The sequence below is a fragment of the Mesorhizobium sp. M0833 genome, assembly GCF_040319905.1.
Classification (GTDB): Bacteria; Pseudomonadota; Alphaproteobacteria; order Rhizobiales; family Rhizobiaceae; genus Mesorhizobium.
Genome location: NZ_JAMYOQ010000006.1, coordinates 104,433 through 124,230, shown reverse-complemented (window position 1 = coordinate 124,230; position 19,798 = coordinate 104,433). Strand labels below are relative to the sequence as shown.

The window sequence follows — 19,798 nt, the reverse complement described above, 5'->3', positions numbered from 1 at the left end:
CCGTTCTGGGAATTTGACGGCCCCGCCAAATTTGGCCGGAATATAGTCGGTAACGTTGCCAATGCAACTGCGCGGCCGGGCAAATCGGCTGCTTTTCCGGCCTGGTGAGCCGTGTTAGAGGGTGATCCCGAAAAGCGACGCTCGGTTTTCGCAAAAGATGATGCCCGAACAAATGCTTGGGACGAGTTTCGAAACCGCTGAAATCAGGTAGGTTGGCCTGCCGCACCGTCCCGAATGCGAACAAAAAGACAAGAGATGACCGACAGCACCATCGATATCCTGAGCCAGAAGCTCGACCGTCTGATCGAGGCGATCGCCCGCCTCGCGCCGCCGCCAGTGCCGCAAACCGACCTCGGCGACGCCGATTGCTTCGTTTGGCAGGCCGATCCCGGCTATCTGGAACCGGTGCTCAAGGTCAACCGCGTCGACATCGGCCTGATCCGCGGGGTCGACCGCGTCCGCGACATATTGGTCGACAATACCGAGCGCTTCGCCTCCGGCTATGCCGCCAACAACGTGCTGTTGTGGGGCGCGCGCGGCATGGGCAAATCGTCGCTGGTCAAGGCCGTGCACGCCGCGGTCAACGCTTCGACCAAGCTCGACCTGCCGCTCAAGCTCGTCGAGATCCATCGCGAAGACATCGACACGCTTCCGAAGCTGATGAGCCTGCTGAAGGCAGCGCCCTTCCGCTTCATCCTGTTTTGCGACGACCTGTCATTCGACCATGACGACACGTCCTATAAATCGCTGAAGGCAGCACTTGAAGGCGGCGTCGAGGGCCGTCCGGCCAACGTCATCTTTTACGCCACCTCGAACCGGCGGCATTTGTTGCCGCGCGACATGATCGACAATGAGCGCTCGACGGCGATCAATCCGTCCGAAGCGGTCGAGGAGAAGGTTTCGCTGTCGGACCGCTTCGGCCTGTGGCTTGGCTTCCACAAATGTTCGCAGGACGAATATCTCGACATGATCGACGGCTATGTCCACCATCACGATCTCGCCATCGATCCCGAGACGCTGCGCGCCGAGGCGCTGGAATGGGCGACGACGCGCGGCAGCCGTTCGGGCCGCGTCGCCTGGCAGTTCACCCAGGACCTGGCTGGCAGGCTCGGCAAGCCGCTGAAGGATTAGCCGCTCAAGGACTAACAGCAGAAGAAGCCCGCATCTTGCGAAGCGGACTTCCTCGGCGGGCTGAAGGTCAGGTGGCCCGCAAATCGCTTTTCGTCGTCTATTCGAGATAAGTCGAAGGATCGACCGGCGCCGAGTTCTTGCGCACTTCGAAATGCAGTTTCGGCGAGTCGGTGGTGCCGCTCATGCCGGACAGGGCGATTTCCTGGCCGCGCTTGACCTTCTGGCCGCGCTGCACCTCGATCGAGCTGGCGTGGCCGTAGACGGTGACCAGACCGTTTTCGTGCCGCACCAGCACCGTGTTGCCGAATTCCTTGAGGCCGTCACCGGCATAGATGACGACACCGTTTTCAGCCGCCTTGACCGGCGTCCCCTCGGGCACGGCAATGTCGACGCCGTCCTTGCCGCCGCCGAAGCTTGAGATCACGCGGCCGCGCACCGGCCAGCGCATCTTGCCGATGCCGGTCGCGTCCGGCGCCACCGCATCGTCGTCCTCGGCCTGCTGGATGACTTTCGCATCCTTCTTCGGCGGCGTGTAGGAGGGGAGCGTCTGCGTCGGCGTGGCCTTGGCCGGCGGCTGGGTGGTGGCCGTCGTCACCGGATCGACCTTTGCCGGCTTCACGCCGGCGACGACAGCGGTTCCGCCGGCCGGCACTTTCAGGGTCTGGCCGATCTTGAGCAGTCCATCCTGCATGCCGTTCGCCTGCTTCAGCGCAACGACGCCGACGCCGGTCTTTCTGGCAATGGCGGACAGCGTATCGCCTTGCTGAACCGTGTAAGTGCCGCCGGCACCGGCCGGTTTGGCCGTCGCCGAAGCCACCTTCGCCGCAGTCTTTCCATCCTTCGGCTGGCTCACGGCAGCCGAGGCGTCCACCTGCGCGGCAGACTTGCCTTCCCTGAGTTTCGGCTGCTGCGGCAGCACGGCCACCTTCTCCGGCGCTTCGGCCGGCTGGTCGTGCCTGGTGCCGTTCGCGGGCTTGGCATCGGCGACTTTTGGCGCGGCGCCGTTGCTCGAATACGCATAGGCCGGGATGACGAGCTTCTGGCCGGTCTTCAGCCCCTTGGTCGCGCTCAGCCCGTTGACTTTCATGATGGCATCGGCCGGCACGCCGTAGCGCCGTGACAGGCCGGAAATGGTCTCGCCGTCCTTGACGACGATCTCGGTTGCATGTGGCGCGCCGGCGGCCGTCGCTATCCGCGGCGCGTCGGGCTCGGCGTTCTTGAACGGCCTTGCCGCCGGAGCGACTGTGCCGGTTGCCGTCCTGTCGACACGAGGAGCGGCAGGTGCCAGGGCCGGCGCGGCAGCGGTACGCACCGGACGGGCGGCAGGCGCCAGCGCGGGAGCCGGCGGCGGCAATTGCTGTGCCGTGACCGGTTCGAGGCTTGAGCGGCTGACCGACTGGGTGTGGCTGCCGTCGATCGGCGCGGCCGCAACATCGCCCGGATAGGGCTGGGCAGCATCCTGCTTGTCGATGATGGCGCGCTGGTTGTTGGTCGAGGCGGTGAACACGTCGTCGACGCTGTTGAACCGCGCCACCTGGGAACTACACCCCGTCGCAGCGCCTGCGATCATGAGGACGGCGCAGCCACGCGCCAGATTGCGTCCGTTTGCCTTCAAAACACTGAATTGCATCGCACTAACCCGCACAGACCCGGTACAACTGAGTGTGATTAAAGCGCGTTAATGTTACCGGTCGGTTAAACCTGCAGAATCAGACGCAAATTTTCTTAAAATATTCGAGGATCCGGGCGCCGGGTGTGCCGAGATTCAAGTCAGGCCGAGCCGAAAATGGTGGGTTCCGAGAACCGGAGCGGAGCGTACTTTTGGGTACGTGAGCACCGGAAGCGGAGGAAGCCGCCATTTGCAGGCCGACCTCACCTGAATATCGACACAGCCTAGATGACGGCGGCGACACCGTGCAGGATCGGCTGCAGGCGCACCAGGCCGATATCCTCGCGTTCGAAGCGGCTGCCGACCTTGGTAAGCTTGGCCAGCACCTGCTCGCCCTCGTCGGGTCCGATCGGCGCGATGACGATGCCGCCGCTCGACAATTGATCGAGGAGAAAGCGCGGCAGGCTGTCGAAGGCCGCCCAGGCAACGATGCGGTCGAACGGCGCTTCGTTGGCCAGCCCGTTGGAACCGTCCGCCTGACGCACGATGACATTGCCGATGGCGAGTGCCTCAAGGCGCTGCCGGGCCTGTTCGGCCAGCGTCTTGTAACGGTCGATGGTGACGATCCGAGCGGCAAGCCGCGACATCACCGCCGCCGTGTAGCCGGACCCGGTGCCGATCTCGAGCACCCGGTTGCCCGGCTCAATGGCAAGTGCCGCGATCACCGCCGCCTGCAGGTCGGCGCCTTCGATGGCCTCGCCGCATTCGATCGGCAGCATGCGGTCCGACCAGACTATGGAGTGAAAATGCGGAGACAGAAAGCCGCGCCGCGGCGTCGCCTCAAAGGCGGCGATCAGCGCCTTCGGCACCGTGCCCCTGCCGCGCAGGCGAAGCAGGAAGGCAGCGAAACCTTCGCGCTCGTCGACCGTTGCAGGGTGGTTCGAGTTCATGCGAGCGCCTTGGCCAGTTGATCGCGGATTTCATGCGCGGTGAGATCGAGCTGCAGCGGCGTCACCGACACCAGCCGATTGCGCAAGGCGTGGAGGTCGGTGCCTTGCTTGCCCTCGACCGGCTCGCGGCCGAAGCGCAGCCAGTAGTATGGCAGGCCGCGCCCGTCGCGCCGCTCGTCGACCCACAGGCTGTGGACCAGCTTGCCCTGCGAAGTGACTACAATGCCGCCGATCTCTTGCGGCTCGCAATTCGGAAAATTGACGTTGAGCAGCACGCCGTCCGGCAACGGCATGGCGACGAGCTTTTCGAGCAGCGCCGGCGCCAGCGCTTCGGCGGTCTCGTAGGGAACGACGCGGTCCTCGCCGACATAGGAATAGGCCTGGCTGATGGCGATCGAGCGCACGCCGAGCAGCGCGCCTTCCATGGCGCCGGCGACCGTGCCCGAATAGGTGACGTCGTCGGCGATGTTGGCGCCGGAATTGACGCCGGACAGGATCAGGTCAGGCGCTTCGGGCAGGATCTTCTTGACGCCCATGATGACGCAGTCGGTCGGCGTTCCCCGCACCGCAAAGTGCTTTTCGCCGATTTTCCTGAGCCGCAGCGGCTCCGAGATCGACAGCGAATGCGCATAGCCGGACTGATCCTGTTCCGGTGCCACCACCCAGACGTCTTCCGACAGCGTGCGCGCGATGCGTTCGAGTGATGCAAGGCCCTCGGCATGGATGCCGTCGTCGTTGGTCAGAAGGATGCGCATTATGTCGATTCGATCTTTTCCAGACCGCCCATGTAAGGCCGAAGCGCTTCAGGAATGGTTACGCTGCCGTCCTCGTTCTGATAATTTTCGATGACGGCAATGAGAGCGCGGCCGACGGCGGTGCCCGAACCGTTCAGCGTGTGGACGAAGCGGTTGCCCTTGCCGTCCTTGTCCTTGTAGCGGGCGTCCATGCGCCGCGCCTGGAAATCGCCGCATACCGAGCACGACGATATCTCGCGATAGGCATTCTGGCCGGGCAGCCAGACCTCGATGTCGTAGGTCTTGCGCACGCCAAAGCCCATGTCGCCGGTGCACAGCGTCACGGTGCGGAACGGCAGGCCGAGCCGCTTCAGCACCTCCTCGGCGCATTCGGTCATGCGCTCATGCTCGGCAACCGAAGTCTCCTGGTCGGTGATCGACACCAGTTCGACCTTGTAGAACTGGTGCTGGCGCAGCATGCCGCGCGTGTCGCGCCCGGCCGAGCCCGCCTCGGAGCGGAAGCACGGCGTCAGCGCCGTATAGCGCAGCGGCAGTTTTTCGTGCGGCGTGATCTCGTCGCGAACGAGATTGGTGAGCGGCACTTCGGCGGTTGGGATCAGGCCAAGCCTGCCGTCCCCGTGCCGAACGAAGAATAAATCCTCCTCGAATTTCGGCAGTTGGCCGGTCCCGAAAAGCACCTCGTCGCGCACCATCAACGGCGGCTGGATCTCTACATAGCCGTGCTCGGTGGTGTGCAGATCCAGCATGAACTGGCCGAGCGCGCGTTCCATCCGCGCCAGGCCGCTTTTGAGCACGGTGAAGCGCGAGCCGGAAAGCCGTGCTGCCCGCTCGAAATCCATCATGCCGAGCGCTTCGCCGATCTCGAAATGCTCCTTCACCCAGTTCGGCCGCGTCGGCACCTCGCCAACGACGCGCTTGACGACGTTGTCGTGCTCGTCCTTGCCGACCGGCACGTCGTCGAACGGCACGTTTGGCAGCACTGCCAACACATCGTTCAGCGCCTTGTCGAGCTCGCGCTCGCGCGCCTCGCCATTCTGGATGAAGGCCTTGATCTCGCCGACCTCGGCCTTCAGCCTTTCGGCAAGAGCGGCGTCGCCCGAGCGCATGGCATTGCCGATCTCCTTCGAGGCGGCGTTGCGGCGTTCTTGTCTGGCCTGCAGCTCGGTCAGATGCTCGCGCCGCGCCTCATCCGCCGCGATCAGGTCGTCGACCGTGGACCGCGCATCCTCAGCCGACCACGAGCGCTTCTGGAGCGCTTCGACAAGGGCCTTCGGGTTGTCGCGAATCCATTTGATGTCAAGCATGGTCTGTTCGTCCTTGAGTAGGCCAGAGGGGGTAAACCGCATCGATGCAAGGCGTCAAGGCAGAGTTCCTTCGCGCCCCCCTCTGTCCTGCCGGACATCTCCCCCACGGGTGGGGAGATCGGCCGTCACTGCGGCTTTCGCCAATCTCCGGCGCTGAAAAAGCAAGCCATCGGCGAAGTTGCCAATCTCCCCCCAAGTGGGACCCAAGTGGGGGAGATGTCCGGCAGGACAGAGGGGGGCGCTGTCCCGCCGACCTCAGGCGGCAACACCGGAACTTCAAAAGGAAGAAACAAAAAAACCCGCCTGAGTGGGCGGGTTTTTGGAGCCAATTGGCACCATACCCAGATTAGTAGCATAGCTGCCGGCACAAAGCAAGAACAAAGTTGCAGCGGCCGGAAGAAAGATGCTGTCCGCTTCAACCGAACCTACGTCGATGACGCGTCCGCCGGCTTGTCGGCCACCTCTTCCGTGGCGTCCTGTTTTTCGCGAGCCACACGGTCGCGCTCCTTGCTGCGTTCGATCAGCCGGGCCGACCAGATCGAGACCTCGTAGAGCAGGATCGTCGGAATGGCGAGGCCGATCTGGCTCATCGGGTCGGGCGGCGTCAGCACCGCCGCCACGACGAAGGCGATGACGATCGCCCATTTACGCTTCTCGGCAAGGGCCGTGGACGACAGCATGCCGACCCGCGTCATCAGGCTCGTCACCACCGGCAACTGGAACACCAGGCCGAAGGAGAAGATCAGCGTCATGATCAGACTAAGATATTCGGACACTTTCGGCAGCAGCGAAATCTGCACCTGGTCATTGGTGCCGGTCTGCTGCATTGCGAGGAAAAACCACATCACCATCGGCGTGAAGAAGAAATAGACCAGCGACGCGCCCATCAGGAACAGGATCGGCGAGGCGATCAGGAACGGCAGGAAGGCATTGCGTTCGTTCTTGTAGAGGCCGGGCGCGATGAATTTATAGATCTGGGTGGCGATCAGCGGAAAGGCTATGACCATGCCGCCGAACATGGCGAGCTTGACCTGGGTAAAGAAGAATTCCTGTGGCGCCGTATAGATCAGCTCGACCTTGTGCGGGTCGAGCCCGGCCCATTGCGTGGCCCATTTGAACGGAATGACCAGAAGGTTGAACAGCCGCTTGGCGAAAAAGAAGCAGACCAGGAAGGCGACGAAAAAACCGCCGATCGACCAGATCAAGCGCCGGCGCAGCTCGATCAGGTGCTCCATCAGCGGAGCCGACGATTTTTCGATCTCGTCCTTTTCCTTGTCCGAAACGCTCACTTGGCGGCTCCCGCCGTTTTTCTGGCGGCCGGCTTCTTCGCTGCTGACGCCGGCTTCTTCGCTGCTGGCGACTGCGGTTTCGGCTCAGCTTTTGCGGCGGCCTTTGGCGCAGCAGTCTTTGCGGGCTTGGCCGGCGCGGCGGTCGCGGCTTTCGCGGGCGCCGGCTTCTTCCTTGCCGCAGATGCTTTTTGCGGCACTGCCGCCGCAGCCGTTTGCGCCTGCATGGCCGGCGCCACGACGGACTCGTCCGTCATCGCCGGAAAGATCGGCGTGGCCGGCGTCGGCTCCGGCGGGCTGACGCCCGGCATCGTCGTTGCGCCGTTCTTCAGCGGCTCGGCTGCCTGCTCCGTCGAAGCGGCTGCATCGACGGCCGGCTTGGGTTTCATCACGGCATCGACGCCGGAACGGACGTCGGCGGCGGCCTGTTCGAATGGATTGAGCTGCTTCCTGATCTCGGCTGCCGGATTGACACTTCTCAGCGAATCGACCGACTTCTTGACGTCGTCGAGTTCGGCTTCCTTCAACGCGTCGTTGAACTGCCGCTGGAAATCGGAAGCCATGGCGCGCAGCTTCGCCGTCGTGCGACCGAAGGTGCGCAGCATGTTGGGCAAATCCTTGGGCCCGACGACCACGATCATGACGATCGCGATCACCAGCATCTCGGTCCAGCCGACTTCGAACATGGCTATACGTTCCGACTAAAGTTTGGGCTCAGCCTTTGCTGGCCTTTTCCTTCGGTACCGAAACGGTTTCGTCGGCACGGTGTTCGACGGTACGCTTGTCGTCGGCAGCGTCGTCGTCCGCCATGCCCTTCTTGAAGCTCTTGATGCCCTTGGCCATGTCGCCCATCAGCTCGGGGATCTTGCCGCGGCCGAAGACCAGCAGCACGATCACCAGAACGATCATCCAGTGCCAAATCGAAAATGAACCCATAGCAAATCTCTCTCGAACGGTTTCCCAGACGCTGATCTATGCGCTTTCGGGTTCGGATTCAAACAGAACTGCGACAGAGTTCATGAATGAGTCGCCGAAGTCACGCACTTTCGGCACGGCGGCCCGCTACCAATCGGCGCAGTTCCATCCTGCCTGTGGCTTTAAGATGGCGCTCGGCTCAATCTTCCGTGACGCGCGGCGTCAAAAGACCGAGTTCCTCGAGGTCGATATCGGTCAGCGGATCCTCGTCGTCGGTGAGCGCATCGGGGTCGGCCGGCGGCAGCGGCACCGAGAAATTCGACGGCATACGGCCGGACAGCAGCCCCGCACCCTTCAATTCCTCCATGCCGGGGAGATCGCGTATCTCCTCCAGTGCGAAATGGTCGAGGAAAATATCGGTCGTGCCATAGGTGACGGGACGGCCGGGCGTGCGGCGCCGGCCGCGCATCCTCACCCATTCGGTCTCCATCAGCGTGTCGAGCGTCCCCTTTGACGTCTCGACGCCGCGGATGTCCTCGATCTCGGCGCGCGTTACCGGCTGGTGGTAGGCGATGATCGCCAGCACTTCGAGGGCAGCGCGGGACAGTTTGCGCTGCTGCACCGTGTCACGGCTCATCAGGAAGGCGAGGTCGCCGGCGGTGCGAAACGCCCAGGCATCGCCGACGCGTACCAGATTGACGCCGCGCCGCGCATAGATCTGCTGCAGTTCGGCCATTGCCGCGGCAATGTTGATGCCGTCGGGCAGCCGCGAAGTGAGCTGTTTTTCGCTGACCGGCTCGGCGCTGGCGAAAACGATCGCCTCGGCCATCCGTACGGCCTCCGCCATATGCAGCCGCTCGCCAGGATTCCGCGACAAATTCTGCCCCTGATTTTGTGCCGGATTCTCGGCGACCGCGCCTTGCTCGGCGTCGTCGTCGACCTTGAACGGAATGACCGAAGCGTTGGCGCGTTCGCTCATGATGTCACCTCGACTATCTTGATGGCCTGGGCGCGGCCGCGCAGATAAAGCGGCGCGAAAACCTGGTCCTGCCGCATTTCCATCTTGCCTTCGCGCACCAGTTCCAGCGTCGCCGCAAACGAGCTGGCAACCGCGGTGCGCCGGTCTTCCGGGCCGGCCAGATATTCGACCAGGAAACTGTCGAGCGCCGTCCAGTCGCGCAGCGACCCGATCAGCCTGGTCAGCACGTCGCGCGCATCCTTGAGCGACCACACGCCGCGCCTGGCAATCGTCACATTGGTGATCGCCTGCTTCTGGCGCTGCTGGGCATAGGCGGTCAACAGGTCATAGAGCGAGGCCGAATAGGCATTGCGCTTCTCGACGATCACCATCTCCGGCATGCCGCGTGCAAACACGTCGCGTCCGAGCCGGTTGCGGTTGACCAGCCGTGCCGCCGCGTCGCGCATGGCCTCCAGCCGCTTCAGCCGGAACTGCAGCACCGCCGCCAGTTCCTCGCCGCTTTCGCCTTCGTCGCCGGGCTGCTTGGGGATCAGGAGCTTCGACTTGAGAAACGCCAGCCACGCTGCCATCACCAGATAGTCGGCGGCAAGCTCCAGCCTCAGCGCCCTCACCTTCTCGACGAACGCCAGATACTGTTCGGCCAGCGCCAGGATCGAGATGCGCGACAGGTCGACCTTCTGATTGCGGGCAAGATGCAGCAGAAGATCGAGCGGACCTTCGAAACCGGCCACATCGACGACCAACGCCGGATCGCCGGTCAGCCGGGAATCGTCATTCTCGGCCCACAAGCGGTCCATCGGTGCGGCCTTGCCGGCCTTCAGGTCCAATGCTTCCGCCACTTCGCTTCCTTTGATGCTAGGCTACCGCGTCGAAATAACTGGCAAATTCGGCGCGAATCTCGGTCTCGTCCGCAACGTCACGGTTCCTGATATAGGTCAGCGCCCGCTCCGCGCGCTCAAACGACTTGCCTTCAAGCCCGGTCGTTCGCGATGCAATGCCGGCCATCTCCTCGAACACGCCGTTGCAGTGAAGGACCAGATCGCAGCCCGCCGCAAGGATAGCGGCCGCCTTTGACGGGAAATCCCCAGAAAGTGCCTTCATCGAAGTGTCGTCGCTCATCAACAGACCGTCGAAGCCGATTTCGCCGCGGATGATCTTTTCGATGACCTTGCCGGATGTGGTGGCCGGGTTCTTCGGGTCGATCGCGCTATAGACGACATGCGCCGTCATCGCCATCGGTAAATGGTTGAGCTCCCTGAATGGCGCAAAATCATGCCGCTGCAGGTCGCCGATCGAGGCATCGACGGTGGGCAGTTCGAAATGCGTATCGGCGAAGGCCCTTCCATGACCGGGAATATGCTTCATCACCGGCAGCACGCCGCCTGCCATCAGGCCTTCCGCCGCGGCGCGACCCAATTCGATGACGGCGCGCGGCTCCTTGCCATAGGCGCGCGCGCCGATGACGTCGCTGGCGCCCTCGATCGGCACATCGAGCACCGGCAGGCAATCCGCCGTGATGCCGTAGCGCAGCAGGTCGAAGGCATGCAGCCGCGCCATTAGCCATGCGGCACGGGTGCCGGCGTCATGGTCGTCGCGCCACAAGGCGCCGAGTGCACCGGCAGCCGGATAGTTTGGCGCCAGCGGCGGCCGCAGGCGCTGCACGCGGCCGCCCTCCTGGTCGATGAATACCGGCGCGTCCGCACGCCCGACGCAGTCGCGCATGGCGGCGACCAGATCGCGGATCTGCTCGGTCTCGCCGATATTGCGCGCAAACAGGATGAAGCCCCACGGGCATTCGTTGCGGTAGAATCGGATCTCGTCGCGGCTCAGTGATTTCCCGGCGCAGCCGAGGATCATGGATTTTGATTCGGTCATGCGGAACAGTTTAGAGCTTCGCGACGACAAAGGGAATCGCCCGCAATTGCCTCCAAAGGTTTCCGTTCACGCAAAAAAGCCGGCGCGGGCGCCGGCTTTTCGAGGGGCTTTGGTGCCGCTAGTGGGACACGAAGCAATTGCCGCCGGCGGCCTTGTAGCTGGTGCACAGTTTGATCGCCTCGTTGCGAGACTGCGCCGGAACGCGGACGCGGTAGAAGGTGCCCTTGCCGGCAATCTCGGCCTTGACGATGTTGGCGGTGCGGCCGGAAAGCACGCTGCCGTAGCGGCGCTGCAGATCCTGGTAAGTCGCCTGGGCGCTTTCGACTGTCGGCTGCGAAGCGATCTGTATCGACCACGAACCAGCGCCGGCAGCGGCCGGATCGATGGAAGCAACCTGATCGGGCTTGACCTCGCCGACCACGTCGACCGGCTGGTCGGACGGGCGCTGCGGCGCCACCGGAACCGTGGCCGGGGTGGTGGCCGACTGCTTGCTGGCTGACGCCTGGGCCTTGGCTTCAGCCTTTGTGTCGGGCTTGGGCGCCGGCTGCAGCTTGGAGGTTTCGGCCTGATCGCCGCTCGCCTGGTCGCCACTCGGCTGGTCGCCACTCGGCTGGTCGCCACTCGGCTGGTCGCCAATCTTCGGGTCGCCAATCTTCGGGTCGCTTGTCATTTGGTCGATCAGGGGCACGGTGCCGGTCTGCGCGGCGGCGTCCGCCTGGGCGGCCGGAGCCACGTGCTGCGGCGCCGGATCGGCCGGCTCGGCAGCGGCCATCTGCGGGGCGGCTGGCGCCGGATCCTCGCGCGCCACCAGCGAGCCGTCAGGTTTCACGACCATGGTCCGTACCTTGCGCGGCGCAACGGCGACGGTCTCGGCACCCTTCTCGGCCTCCTGCAGAACCTGCGCGATGCGATCCTCGGACTTGGGCGCCGGTGCGGCGGCGGTGTCGGTAGCGCCAGCCGCACTGGCGCCAAGTGCATTGGTGTCAGGCGCGTTGGTGCCAGACGCATTGCTATCAGACGCCTCGGTGCCGGGTGCGTCGATATCGTCTGCGGCATCGGGGTCATTGGGCGAAAGATCGACGACGCGGCTCTCCGGTTCGTTGGCCTTCAGGTCCACAGGCTCTTCGGTGTTGGTGAGCAGCTTCTGCTGAACCGGCTCGGCGGGCTTGGCGCCCTTGGCCACAGCGTCATAAACCTTGTTGTCCTGGTTCGGCACGACAGTGCCGCCTGGATTTTCCGGCTTGATCTTGATCGGCCTGTTGTCGGCTTTGACGATGACCGGCGCATCGCCGCCGCTCTTGCCGCCGAGGGTCAACGCAAAGGCGCCAAGGCCTCCGGCGATCGCAACGGCGCCGACCACCGCACCTATCAGCAGCCCGCGCCTGCGCGGCTGCCTTTCGGCCTCGCGTTCGGCGAGGCCGGGAACTGACATCTCCTCGTCCAGTTCGGGATCGTAGTCGAGCTCATCGAAGGTGAAATCGTCGGCTTGCGAAACCGGCTGGCCGCCGGGCAATGGGCCCAGATCGAAACCGTCCGCTGCATCTGCATAGGAAGCGGCTGCCGGGCTGACAGGGGCTTCCGCAGGCTTTGCGCCATAGGCGCGCGTCTCGCCGCGATCTTGCTTGTAGCCAGACGCGAAGCCGGCATCGTATTCATCGTCATAGCCAGCACTGCGCACCGGGGCCGGCGCTATATCCGTGGCATTCATTTCGGTGAGAAGGCTGGCAAAATCGGCATCGAGATCGTCGTAGGCGGGCGCCACCGGCTCGTCATCGTCGAAGTTGAGCTCCGGAATGTCGAGATCGTCCGCCAGCGCCACGACGCGCTCGGGCACGTCGACCGTCTCGACATCGGGCATCTCGTCATAGGCGGAAGGCTGTTGATGCGAGCTTGGCGCAGCTTCCATGTAGGCGGGCCGATCTTCATAGGATGACCTATCTTCACGGGATACCTGGCCTTCATAGGACGGCCTCTCTTCGACCGGTGCGGCCCGATAGGACGGCGTTGCAGCCGGCTGCGGCGGTGGTGCGGGACGCGCCGAAGCCACCGGCTGGCTTGCAAAAGCGGGTTGAGGCTGTGCGACCGGCGTCACGCGGCTCCACGAGCGGGCCGGCTCGGGCGGCGTGGCGCGTGTCGTCAGCCAGTTCAGCGCATCGAGCGGGTCTTCTTCGGCAGCAGCTGCCGCACTCTTGTCGGCCGAGTCATGATCCAGGCCGATGTTCCTGGCGAAGTCGGCGTCGAGCGCATTGTTGTCTAAATCACCCGCAGGTCCGGCAGCGGCTTCAACACCGAAATCCTCGCCTTCAAGCTCATCGAGGAGGACACTGCCAAGATCGGCGTCATCGGCGGCACTGGACTGCGGCGGCTCAGCGGGCTCGTGCTCGTCGAGTTCCCAATCCAGCTCGTCGACAGCATGCACCGGGTCGTTGGCGACGTCTTTGACCGCCGCCATTGGCTGTTCAGCAGCCACTGCTGGCTTCTGAATTACCGGCGCGATGGGCTGCTGAACAGCCATCACGGGCTTCTGGGCAGGCTGCTGGCTTGTCTGACGTTCCTGCTGGCTTGTCTGAGGTTCGTTGACCGCTTGTGCCGGCCGTGTGCTCATCGCACCCAACAGCGCGTTCAGTTCGTCCTCCAGGCTGCGTTCCTCGGCCACTGGGGCCGTTGGGACGACAGCGGCGGCCTGGGCCGCGGGTTCGGCTGCAACGACCTGCGCTACGGGCTGTTCGGGGTGCTCGGCAGGCGCATCGTCGAAGCTCAGATCGAAATCGTCGTCGAGCGCCGCTTCAGCGGCCGTGCCGGAAAGCCGGGCGGCCTCTGGCTCTTCGATCGACAGCTCTTCGATAAACTCTGGTTCTTCGATTTCGGCAGGCTCGTTCGCGCGAAGGTCGAAGTCCATGTCGACATCGGCCATGGCATCATCGGCATGGCCGGCAAAATTCTCATCGGCCGCCTCAACCGGCGATGCCGGGGCGGCGTTATCAGCCGGCTCCTGCTCGTCGAACATCGGCTCGTCTTCGAGCGAGCTTGCAACCGCGTCGTCGAACGCGTCATCGAACGCAGGCGCGGCCGCTTGCGCCGCCGTTTCAACGGCGACCGCCTGCTCCATCGGCTCATGCTCTTCGAGCATCAGCTCGTCTTCGAGCGAGCTTGCCACGGCGTCGTCGAACTCATGGTCCAAGGCGGGCTCGTCGACCGGCTCGATCGCCTCGGCCGCGGCCCTGGGTTCGTCCTCGCCGGTCACATCGTCGTCGAGCCGAAAATCCTGGTCGAGCGAGGCGGCAAGTTCGTTGTCACTCGAAAGGTCGTCCTCGAACGGCGACACGTCTTCGAGCGAGCCGGCGACGGCGTTATCGAACTCTTCATCGAACTCCGGCTCGACAGCGGGAGCGAACGCCCTTTCGGGGCCGGAGGCAATTTCGTCGGCGGCAACAGGAGCGGCCGCAACAGGAGCAACATCATCCACCGCACTGTCGTCGAACGCGAAATCCTGTTCGAATGAGGCAGCAAGCGCGTCCTCCATTTCGTCGGCGGCGGTCGGTTCGGGTGTCGGCTCGCGAAGCTTGGCAGGGGAAGCATTATCATTGGCGTCGGCGCCGAATTCGCCCATCAACTCCTTCTCGAGATCGATCTCGAAATCGCCCTCGTCCACCGACGGTTCGGCGGCAGCGGTTTTCGGCTGGGCCGGCGTTTGCGGTTTGACCGGCTGGCGCGGGTCGAACCCCATGATCCTGGTCAGTTCCGCGAACGGATCATCGTTGGCGATGTCGTTGTGGTCGGCTGCTCTCAGCTGGGTTCTGTCTGCCATTATTGTTCCCGAACTCGCACTCATTCGGACGCCATGGACGTCGCGTAGGGTTGGCCCTTACCAGCGCAATGTGGGCAAAAGGTGACAGGTTTTTTACTCAAACCTAACGCATTTCGGTGGGCGCATTGGCTCCGATCAGCGTCAGGCCGGACGTCAAAACGTCCGAAACAGCCTGCACCAGCCCTAGTCTGGCATACGTCAATTGTCGGTCGTTAACCTTAACAAAACGTAAGTCGGGATTGTCGGTGCCCCGGTTCCAGTGTCCGTGGAAGCTGGAAGCGAGTTCGTAGAGGTAAAATGCCAGCCGATGGGGCTCGAGCGCGAGGGCCGCGGCTTCGATCAGCCGAGGGTATTCGGCGAGCTTCCTGATCAGGCCGATCTCACCCTCGTCGGTCAGCAAAGCCACTTCGGCGGCCAGCTGGTTGCGGTCGAACATGGCCTCGCCCAATTGCTCGCTCGCCTGCCGGAACACCGAATGGCAGCGCGCCGAGGCATACTGCACGTAGAATACCGGATTATCCTTCGACTGCTCGGTCACCTTGGCGAAGTCGAAGTCGAGCGGCGCGTCGTTCTTGCGATAGAGCATCATGAAGCGGATCGGGTCGCGGCCGACCTCCTCGACCACTTCGCGCAAGGTCACGAACTCGCCCGACCGCTTCGACATGCGCACCGGCTCGCCGGCGCGAAACAGCCTCACCAGCTGGCAAAGCAGCACGGTAAGCTTGACCTCGTCGCCGGCAATCGCCCGGGCAAGCGCTTCCAGCCGTTTCACATAGCCGCCATGATCGGCGCCAAGCACATAAATCAGATCGACGAAACCGCGATCGACCTTGTCCTTGAGGTAAGCGACATCGGCGGCGAAATAGGTGAAGGTGCCGTCCGACTTGACCAGCGCCCGATCCATGTCGTCTCCGACTGCGGTCGAGCGGAACAGCGTCTGCTCGCGGTCCTCCCAGTCGTCCGGCTTCTCGCCTTTGGGCGGCGGCAGCTTGCCCTTGTAGATGTGCCCCTTCAGCGTCAGGTCGTTGATCGCCGAGCGGATCTTCTTCGCATTGTTGGCATGCAGCGTCCGCTCGGAGAAGAAGACGTCGTGATGCACGTTGAGCAGCGCCAGATCCTCGCGGATCATCGTCATCATCGCATCAATCGTCCTGTCCTTGACGATGGCAAGCGCCTCCTCGTCCGGCATCTGCAGCAGGGAGCGGCCGAATTCGCTGGCCAGCGCTTGACCAACGGGGATCAGATAGTCGCCTGGATAAAGCCCGGCCGGAATGTCGCCGATCTCATCGCCAAGCGCCTCGCGGTAGCGCAGCATGACCGAGCGTCCGAGCACGTCGATCTGCGAACCGGCATCGTTGATGACATATTCCTTGGTCACGTCGTAACCGGCGAAGGCCATCAGATTGGCGAGCGCGTCGCCGACCACGGCACCCCGGCAATGGCCGACATGCATCGGCCCGGTCGGGTTGGCCGAGACATATTCGACATTGGTTTTCTTGCCGCCGCCGACCGTCGAGCGGCCGTAATTGCGGCCTTCGCCGAGCAGCGCCGTCAGATGCGCCTGCCAGAAGCCGTCCTTGAGCCTGAGATTGACGAAGCCCGGACCGGCGATCTCGGCGGCCGCGATATCCTCGTCGGCGCGCAGCGCCTCGGCCAGCCTTTCGGCCAGCGCACGCGGATTCTGGCCGGTCGGCTTGGCCAACACCATGGCAGCGTTGGTCGCGAGGTCGCCATGGCTGGCATCACGCGGCGGCTCGACAGCGATGCGCGACAGGTCGGGCGACACGCCATCCTTGTCTTTCAAATCAAGCGCTTCGACGGCCTTTATGATTCGCGCGTTGAAATCGGCGAAGATGTTCATTGCTGTGGCTCTGACGGTTTTGCAGGGATCCGGCTCGCTGGCCGGCAAAATCGAGCCCGCCCTAGCTCAAATCCGGCGTATGGTCAAACAAACGCCTGTGTTCCTTGAGCGCATAAGTGTCCGTCATGCCGGCCAGGAAATCGGCAACACTGCGCGCCTTGACGCGGTCCTCTGCCCGGTCGAGCCCTTCGCGCCAGCCATCCGGCATGGCGCGCGGATCGGCGAAATAGACGTCGAACAGGTCTCGGACGATCTGGTCGGCCTCGGCGCGCACCCGCATGACGTCCGCGTGCCGGTAGAGATGCTTGTAAAGAAAGGCCTTCAGCTCCTTTTCCCATACGGCCGTCTCGGCGGAGAAGCTCACCATCGTCTCGCCGGCCGCCCTTACCGCTTCGGCGCTGTCAGGCTTGATGCGCGCCAGATTGGCCGTCGTCGAGACGATCACGTCCTCGACCATGATGGTGATCTGCCGGCGCATCAGCTCGTGGCCGGTGCGTACGTCATCGAGCGCCGGATAGCGCTGACGCACGCCCTTGAGGATCGACCCCGGCAGCGAAACCCCCTCCAACATATCGAGCGTCAACAGCCCTGCCCTCAGCCCGTCATCGATGTCGTGGGTGTTGTAGGCGATGTCGTCGGCAATCGCCGCGCACTGCGCCTCGATACCGGCGAAGCGGTCGAGCTCGAGGTCGTGCAGTTCGAAATAGTCGCGGATTGCCTGCGGCACCCGCCCCTTCAGCCCTTTGCCCTTGGCATCGGTCAGTGGGCCATTGTGCTTGACCAGCCCCTCCAGCGTTTCCCAGGTGAGGTTCAGCCCATCGAACTCGGCATAGCGCCGCTCCAGCCGCGTCACCACACGCAGCGACTGCGCATTGTGGTCGAATCCGCCCCAGGCGGCCATCTTCTCATTCAGCGCGTCCTCGCCGGTATGGCCGAAGGGCGTGTGGCCGAAGTCGTGCACCAGGGCCACCGCCTCGGCCAGATCCTCGTCGCCGCGCAGCGCCCGCGCCAGAGCGCGTGCGATTTGCGCGACCTCGATCGAATGCGTCAGCCTCGTGCGGTAATGGTCGCCTTCGTGCGCGACGAACACTTGCGTCTTGTGCTTCAGCCGGCGGAACGCCGTCGAATGGATGATGCGGTCGCGGTCGCGCTGGAACGGCGTGCGCGTCGGGCTTTCCACCTCGTCGAACAACCGCCCGCGCGACTTTGCCGGGTCGCTGGCATAGGCCGCGCGCGGCCGATAGCCGAATCCGATGTCGCCCAACTCGTTGGTCATAGCGTATGCCGCAGTTGACTTGCCCCGTCGCGCTTCATACCTATCATACGAAACCGAATGCAAGGTGACGCCCATGGGCGCTGATGCCAAGACTGCCATGAAAGTCGAGATGACCGACGCCGCCGCCAGGCGGATCGCCAAGATTGTGGCGAGCGAAGCCGGTAAGACGGCGCTGCGCGTTTCGGTCGAGGGCGGCGGCTGTTCCGGCTTTTCCTACAAGTTCGATCTGGTCGACAGGCGCAATGACGACGACGTCGCCATCGAAAAGGACGGCGCCACCGTACTTATCGACGACCTGTCGCTGGTCTACATGGGCGGCTCGGTAATCGATTTCGTCGACGATCTGATGGGCCAGTCGTTCCAGATCAGAAACCCGAATGCGGTCGCCTCCTGCGGCTGCGGCACCAGCTTCTCGATCTAGAAATGCCTCACATCGGCGCGGTCCGTCAGGTCGCGCTTTCCGCCGGGCGCGACCTCGATGCGACGCTGGCGTTCTGGCGCGAAGTGCTCGGCATGAGCCTGCACGCGCGTTTCGACCCGCCGGGCATCGCCTTCATCCTGGCCGGTGACGTGCGCCTGCTTTTCACCGACGGCCTGCCGGCCGGCACCGTCTATCTCGATATATCGGGCCTCGAAGAATTCCACGCTTCGGCAAAGGCCGCCGGCATCCCCTTCACCGCGCCGCCGGCGCTCGTTCATCGCGACACCGAAGGCCTGTTCGGCCAAGCCGGGGAAAGCGAATGGATGGCCTTCCTAAAGGACCCGGCAGGCAATACGATCGGCCTCGTCGAACGTCATCCACCGGATCGCTAGTCTCCGGACCACCAGCCTATCGAGGCCGCCATGAAAATCGTCACCTGGAACATCAACGGCGTTCGCGCCCGCATCGGCAATTTGACCCATTGGCTGACGGAAAGCGCGCCCGACATCGCCTGCCTGCAGGAGATCAAGACGGTCGACGAGCAGTTTCCTCGCGCCGAGATCGAGGCGCTCGGCTACAATGTCGAGACTTACGGCCAAAAAGGCTTCAACGGCGTCGCCATCCTGTCGAAGCTGCGTTTCGATGAGGTCAATCGCGGCTTGCCGGGCGACGATGCCGACGAACAGGCGCGTTTCATCGAGGGCGTGTTCTCGACCGACAAGGGCGCCTTGCGCGTTGCCTCGATCTACCTGCCGAACGGCAACCCGATCGACGACGAGAAGAAGTTCTCCTACAAGCTTTCCTGGATGGCGCGACTTGAGCGCTGGGCCGAGGGGCGGCTTGCTCTGGAAGAGCCGCTGGTCCTGGCCGGCGACTACAATGTCATTCCCGAGCCAATCGACGCGAAATATCCGGAAAACTGGCTAAGCGATGCACTGTTCCAGCCCGCGACGCGGCAGGCGTTCCGGCGGCTGAAGAATCTTGGCTTCACCGAAGCCGTGCGTGCCGTCACCGACTCCGCGGACGTCTTTACGTTCTGGGACTATCAGGCCGGCGCCTGGCAGAAGAACAACGGCATCCGCATCGACCATTTGCTTCTGTCGCCCGAAGCCGCCAACTGGTTTTCCTCGGCCTCGATCGAGAAGCAGGTGCGCGCCTGGGAAAAACCCTCCGACCACGTGCCGGTGGCGATCGATCTGGCGCTGCGGCCAGCCTGACCGGACCTGCTGTCCGGCGGCACATTGATAAGTTGACCTCTTATCGCCACAAATCGCGCGCTTGATGGGAAATCATCATGGTGGCTGGGGTTCCCATGACTACTCGATTTGCACTCTGCCCGATTGGCTGCGCGCTTGCGATGGCGGTGGCGACGCCGGCTTTTGCCGATGCAGAGTGCCTTGCCAACGGCAAATCATTCCAGATCGGCCGGGTCGCCTGCCTGACGCCTGCCGGCCAAAGCTACCTCGCCCGTTGCGAGATGGTGCTCAACAACACGTCCTGGACAAAGCAGCGGGATGGCTGCCCGGAGAACACGCCGGCCCCGCATTTGCAAGGCACGCCGATCTCAACGCCGGCGCCCAGCGGCATGCCGGCAGAACCGAACGAGAATTGATCTCAAAACGGAATTT

At 63.6% G+C, this 19,798-nt stretch carries 18 protein-coding genes; 5 read left to right on the top strand and 13 right to left on the bottom strand.

Annotated elements, in window-relative coordinates; translation table 11 throughout:
* The first annotated feature begins 255 nt into the window (after nt 1-255).
* Entirely contained in the window at nt 256-1,131 is an 876-nt protein-coding gene (locus NKH98_RS09410; protein ID WP_352804866.1) for an ATP-binding protein, read from the top strand.
* Nucleotides 1,132-1,228: 97 nt separating this feature from the next.
* Here the strand turns inward: NKH98_RS09410 and NKH98_RS09405 are convergent, their stop codons facing one another.
* The 13 genes from NKH98_RS09405 to NKH98_RS09345 form a co-directional block, all read right to left on the bottom strand.
* On the bottom strand, nt 1,229-2,761 hold the full coding sequence (locus tag NKH98_RS09405; RefSeq protein ID WP_352897878.1) for a peptidoglycan DD-metalloendopeptidase family protein: 1,533 nt from the start codon (nt 2,759-2,761) through the stop codon (nt 1,229-1,231).
* Nucleotides 2,762-3,024: 263 nt separating this feature from the next.
* Complete coding sequence (locus NKH98_RS09400) at nt 3,025-3,690, bottom strand: protein-L-isoaspartate(D-aspartate) O-methyltransferase (protein WP_352897876.1); 666 nt, start codon at nt 3,688-3,690, stop codon at nt 3,025-3,027.
* Entirely contained in the window at nt 3,687-4,445 is a 759-nt protein-coding gene (surE, locus tag NKH98_RS09395) for a 5'/3'-nucleotidase SurE (RefSeq protein ID WP_352897874.1), read from the bottom strand. The genes NKH98_RS09400 and surE overlap by 4 nt, the downstream gene beginning before the upstream one ends.
* The gene (gene serS, locus NKH98_RS09390; RefSeq protein WP_352897872.1) at nt 4,445-5,749 is read right to left on the bottom strand and encodes a serine--tRNA ligase; all 1,305 of its coding nucleotides are present in this window, start codon (nt 5,747-5,749) and stop codon (nt 4,445-4,447) included. The genes surE and serS overlap by 1 nt, the downstream gene beginning before the upstream one ends.
* Before the next feature lie 425 nt (nt 5,750-6,174).
* A complete protein-coding gene (gene tatC / locus NKH98_RS09385) occupies nt 6,175-7,038 on the bottom strand; it encodes a twin-arginine translocase subunit TatC (RefSeq protein ID WP_254818322.1) in 864 nt (287 codons plus the stop codon).
* A complete protein-coding gene (gene tatB / locus NKH98_RS09380) occupies nt 7,035-7,721 on the bottom strand; it encodes a Sec-independent protein translocase protein TatB (RefSeq protein ID WP_352897870.1) in 687 nt (228 codons plus the stop codon). Before tatB ends, tatC begins: the two co-directional genes overlap by 4 nt.
* Nucleotides 7,722-7,749: 28 nt before the next feature.
* Nucleotides 7,750-7,971: a twin-arginine translocase TatA/TatE family subunit gene (locus NKH98_RS09375; protein ID WP_352505846.1), complete on the bottom strand. Its 222-nt coding sequence runs from the start codon at nt 7,969-7,971 to the stop codon at nt 7,750-7,752.
* Between the two features lie 178 nt (nt 7,972-8,149).
* Complete coding sequence (gene scpB / locus NKH98_RS09370) at nt 8,150-8,929, bottom strand: SMC-Scp complex subunit ScpB (protein ID WP_352451389.1); 780 nt, start codon at nt 8,927-8,929, stop codon at nt 8,150-8,152.
* A complete protein-coding gene (locus NKH98_RS09365) occupies nt 8,926-9,726 on the bottom strand; it encodes a segregation and condensation protein A (protein WP_352505869.1) in 801 nt (266 codons plus the stop codon). Before NKH98_RS09365 ends, scpB begins: the two co-directional genes overlap by 4 nt.
* Before the next feature lie 58 nt (nt 9,727-9,784).
* The gene (nagZ, locus tag NKH98_RS09360; protein ID WP_352505845.1) at nt 9,785-10,804 is read right to left on the bottom strand and encodes a beta-N-acetylhexosaminidase; all 1,020 of its coding nucleotides are present in this window, start codon (nt 10,802-10,804) and stop codon (nt 9,785-9,787) included.
* Between the two features lie 118 nt (nt 10,805-10,922).
* The gene (locus NKH98_RS09355) at nt 10,923-14,612 is read right to left on the bottom strand and encodes an SPOR domain-containing protein (protein WP_352897869.1); all 3,690 of its coding nucleotides are present in this window, start codon (nt 14,610-14,612) and stop codon (nt 10,923-10,925) included.
* Nucleotides 14,613-14,715: 103 nt separating this feature from the next.
* Complete coding sequence (argS, locus tag NKH98_RS09350; protein WP_352897867.1) at nt 14,716-16,473, bottom strand: arginine--tRNA ligase; 1,758 nt, start codon at nt 16,471-16,473, stop codon at nt 14,716-14,718.
* 61 nt (nt 16,474-16,534) lie between these two features.
* Nucleotides 16,535-17,749: a deoxyguanosinetriphosphate triphosphohydrolase gene (locus NKH98_RS09345; protein WP_352897865.1), complete on the bottom strand. Its 1,215-nt coding sequence runs from the start codon at nt 17,747-17,749 to the stop codon at nt 16,535-16,537.
* A gap of 73 nt (nt 17,750-17,822) precedes the next feature.
* On the opposite strand from NKH98_RS09345, the gene erpA reads away from it, so the two are divergent.
* The 4 genes from erpA (at nt 17,823) to NKH98_RS09325 (ending at nt 19,782) form a co-directional block, all read left to right on the top strand.
* Complete coding sequence (gene erpA, locus NKH98_RS09340) at nt 17,823-18,170, top strand: iron-sulfur cluster insertion protein ErpA (RefSeq protein ID WP_254818314.1); 348 nt, start codon at nt 17,823-17,825, stop codon at nt 18,168-18,170.
* Between the two features lie 2 nt (nt 18,171-18,172).
* Nucleotides 18,173-18,562 carry a VOC family protein gene (locus tag NKH98_RS09335; RefSeq protein ID WP_352897864.1) on the top strand — a complete coding sequence of 130 codons (390 nt, stop codon included), beginning with the start codon at nt 18,173-18,175 and terminating at the stop codon, nt 18,560-18,562.
* A 30-nt stretch (nt 18,563-18,592) separates the two neighbouring features.
* Entirely contained in the window at nt 18,593-19,387 is a 795-nt protein-coding gene (gene xth, locus NKH98_RS09330; RefSeq protein WP_352897862.1) for an exodeoxyribonuclease III, read from the top strand.
* Between the two features lie 77 nt (nt 19,388-19,464).
* Nucleotides 19,465-19,782 carry a hypothetical protein gene (locus NKH98_RS09325; RefSeq protein ID WP_352897860.1) on the top strand — a complete coding sequence of 106 codons (318 nt, stop codon included), beginning with the start codon at nt 19,465-19,467 and terminating at the stop codon, nt 19,780-19,782.
* Nucleotides 19,783-19,798: the final 16 nt, after the last annotated feature.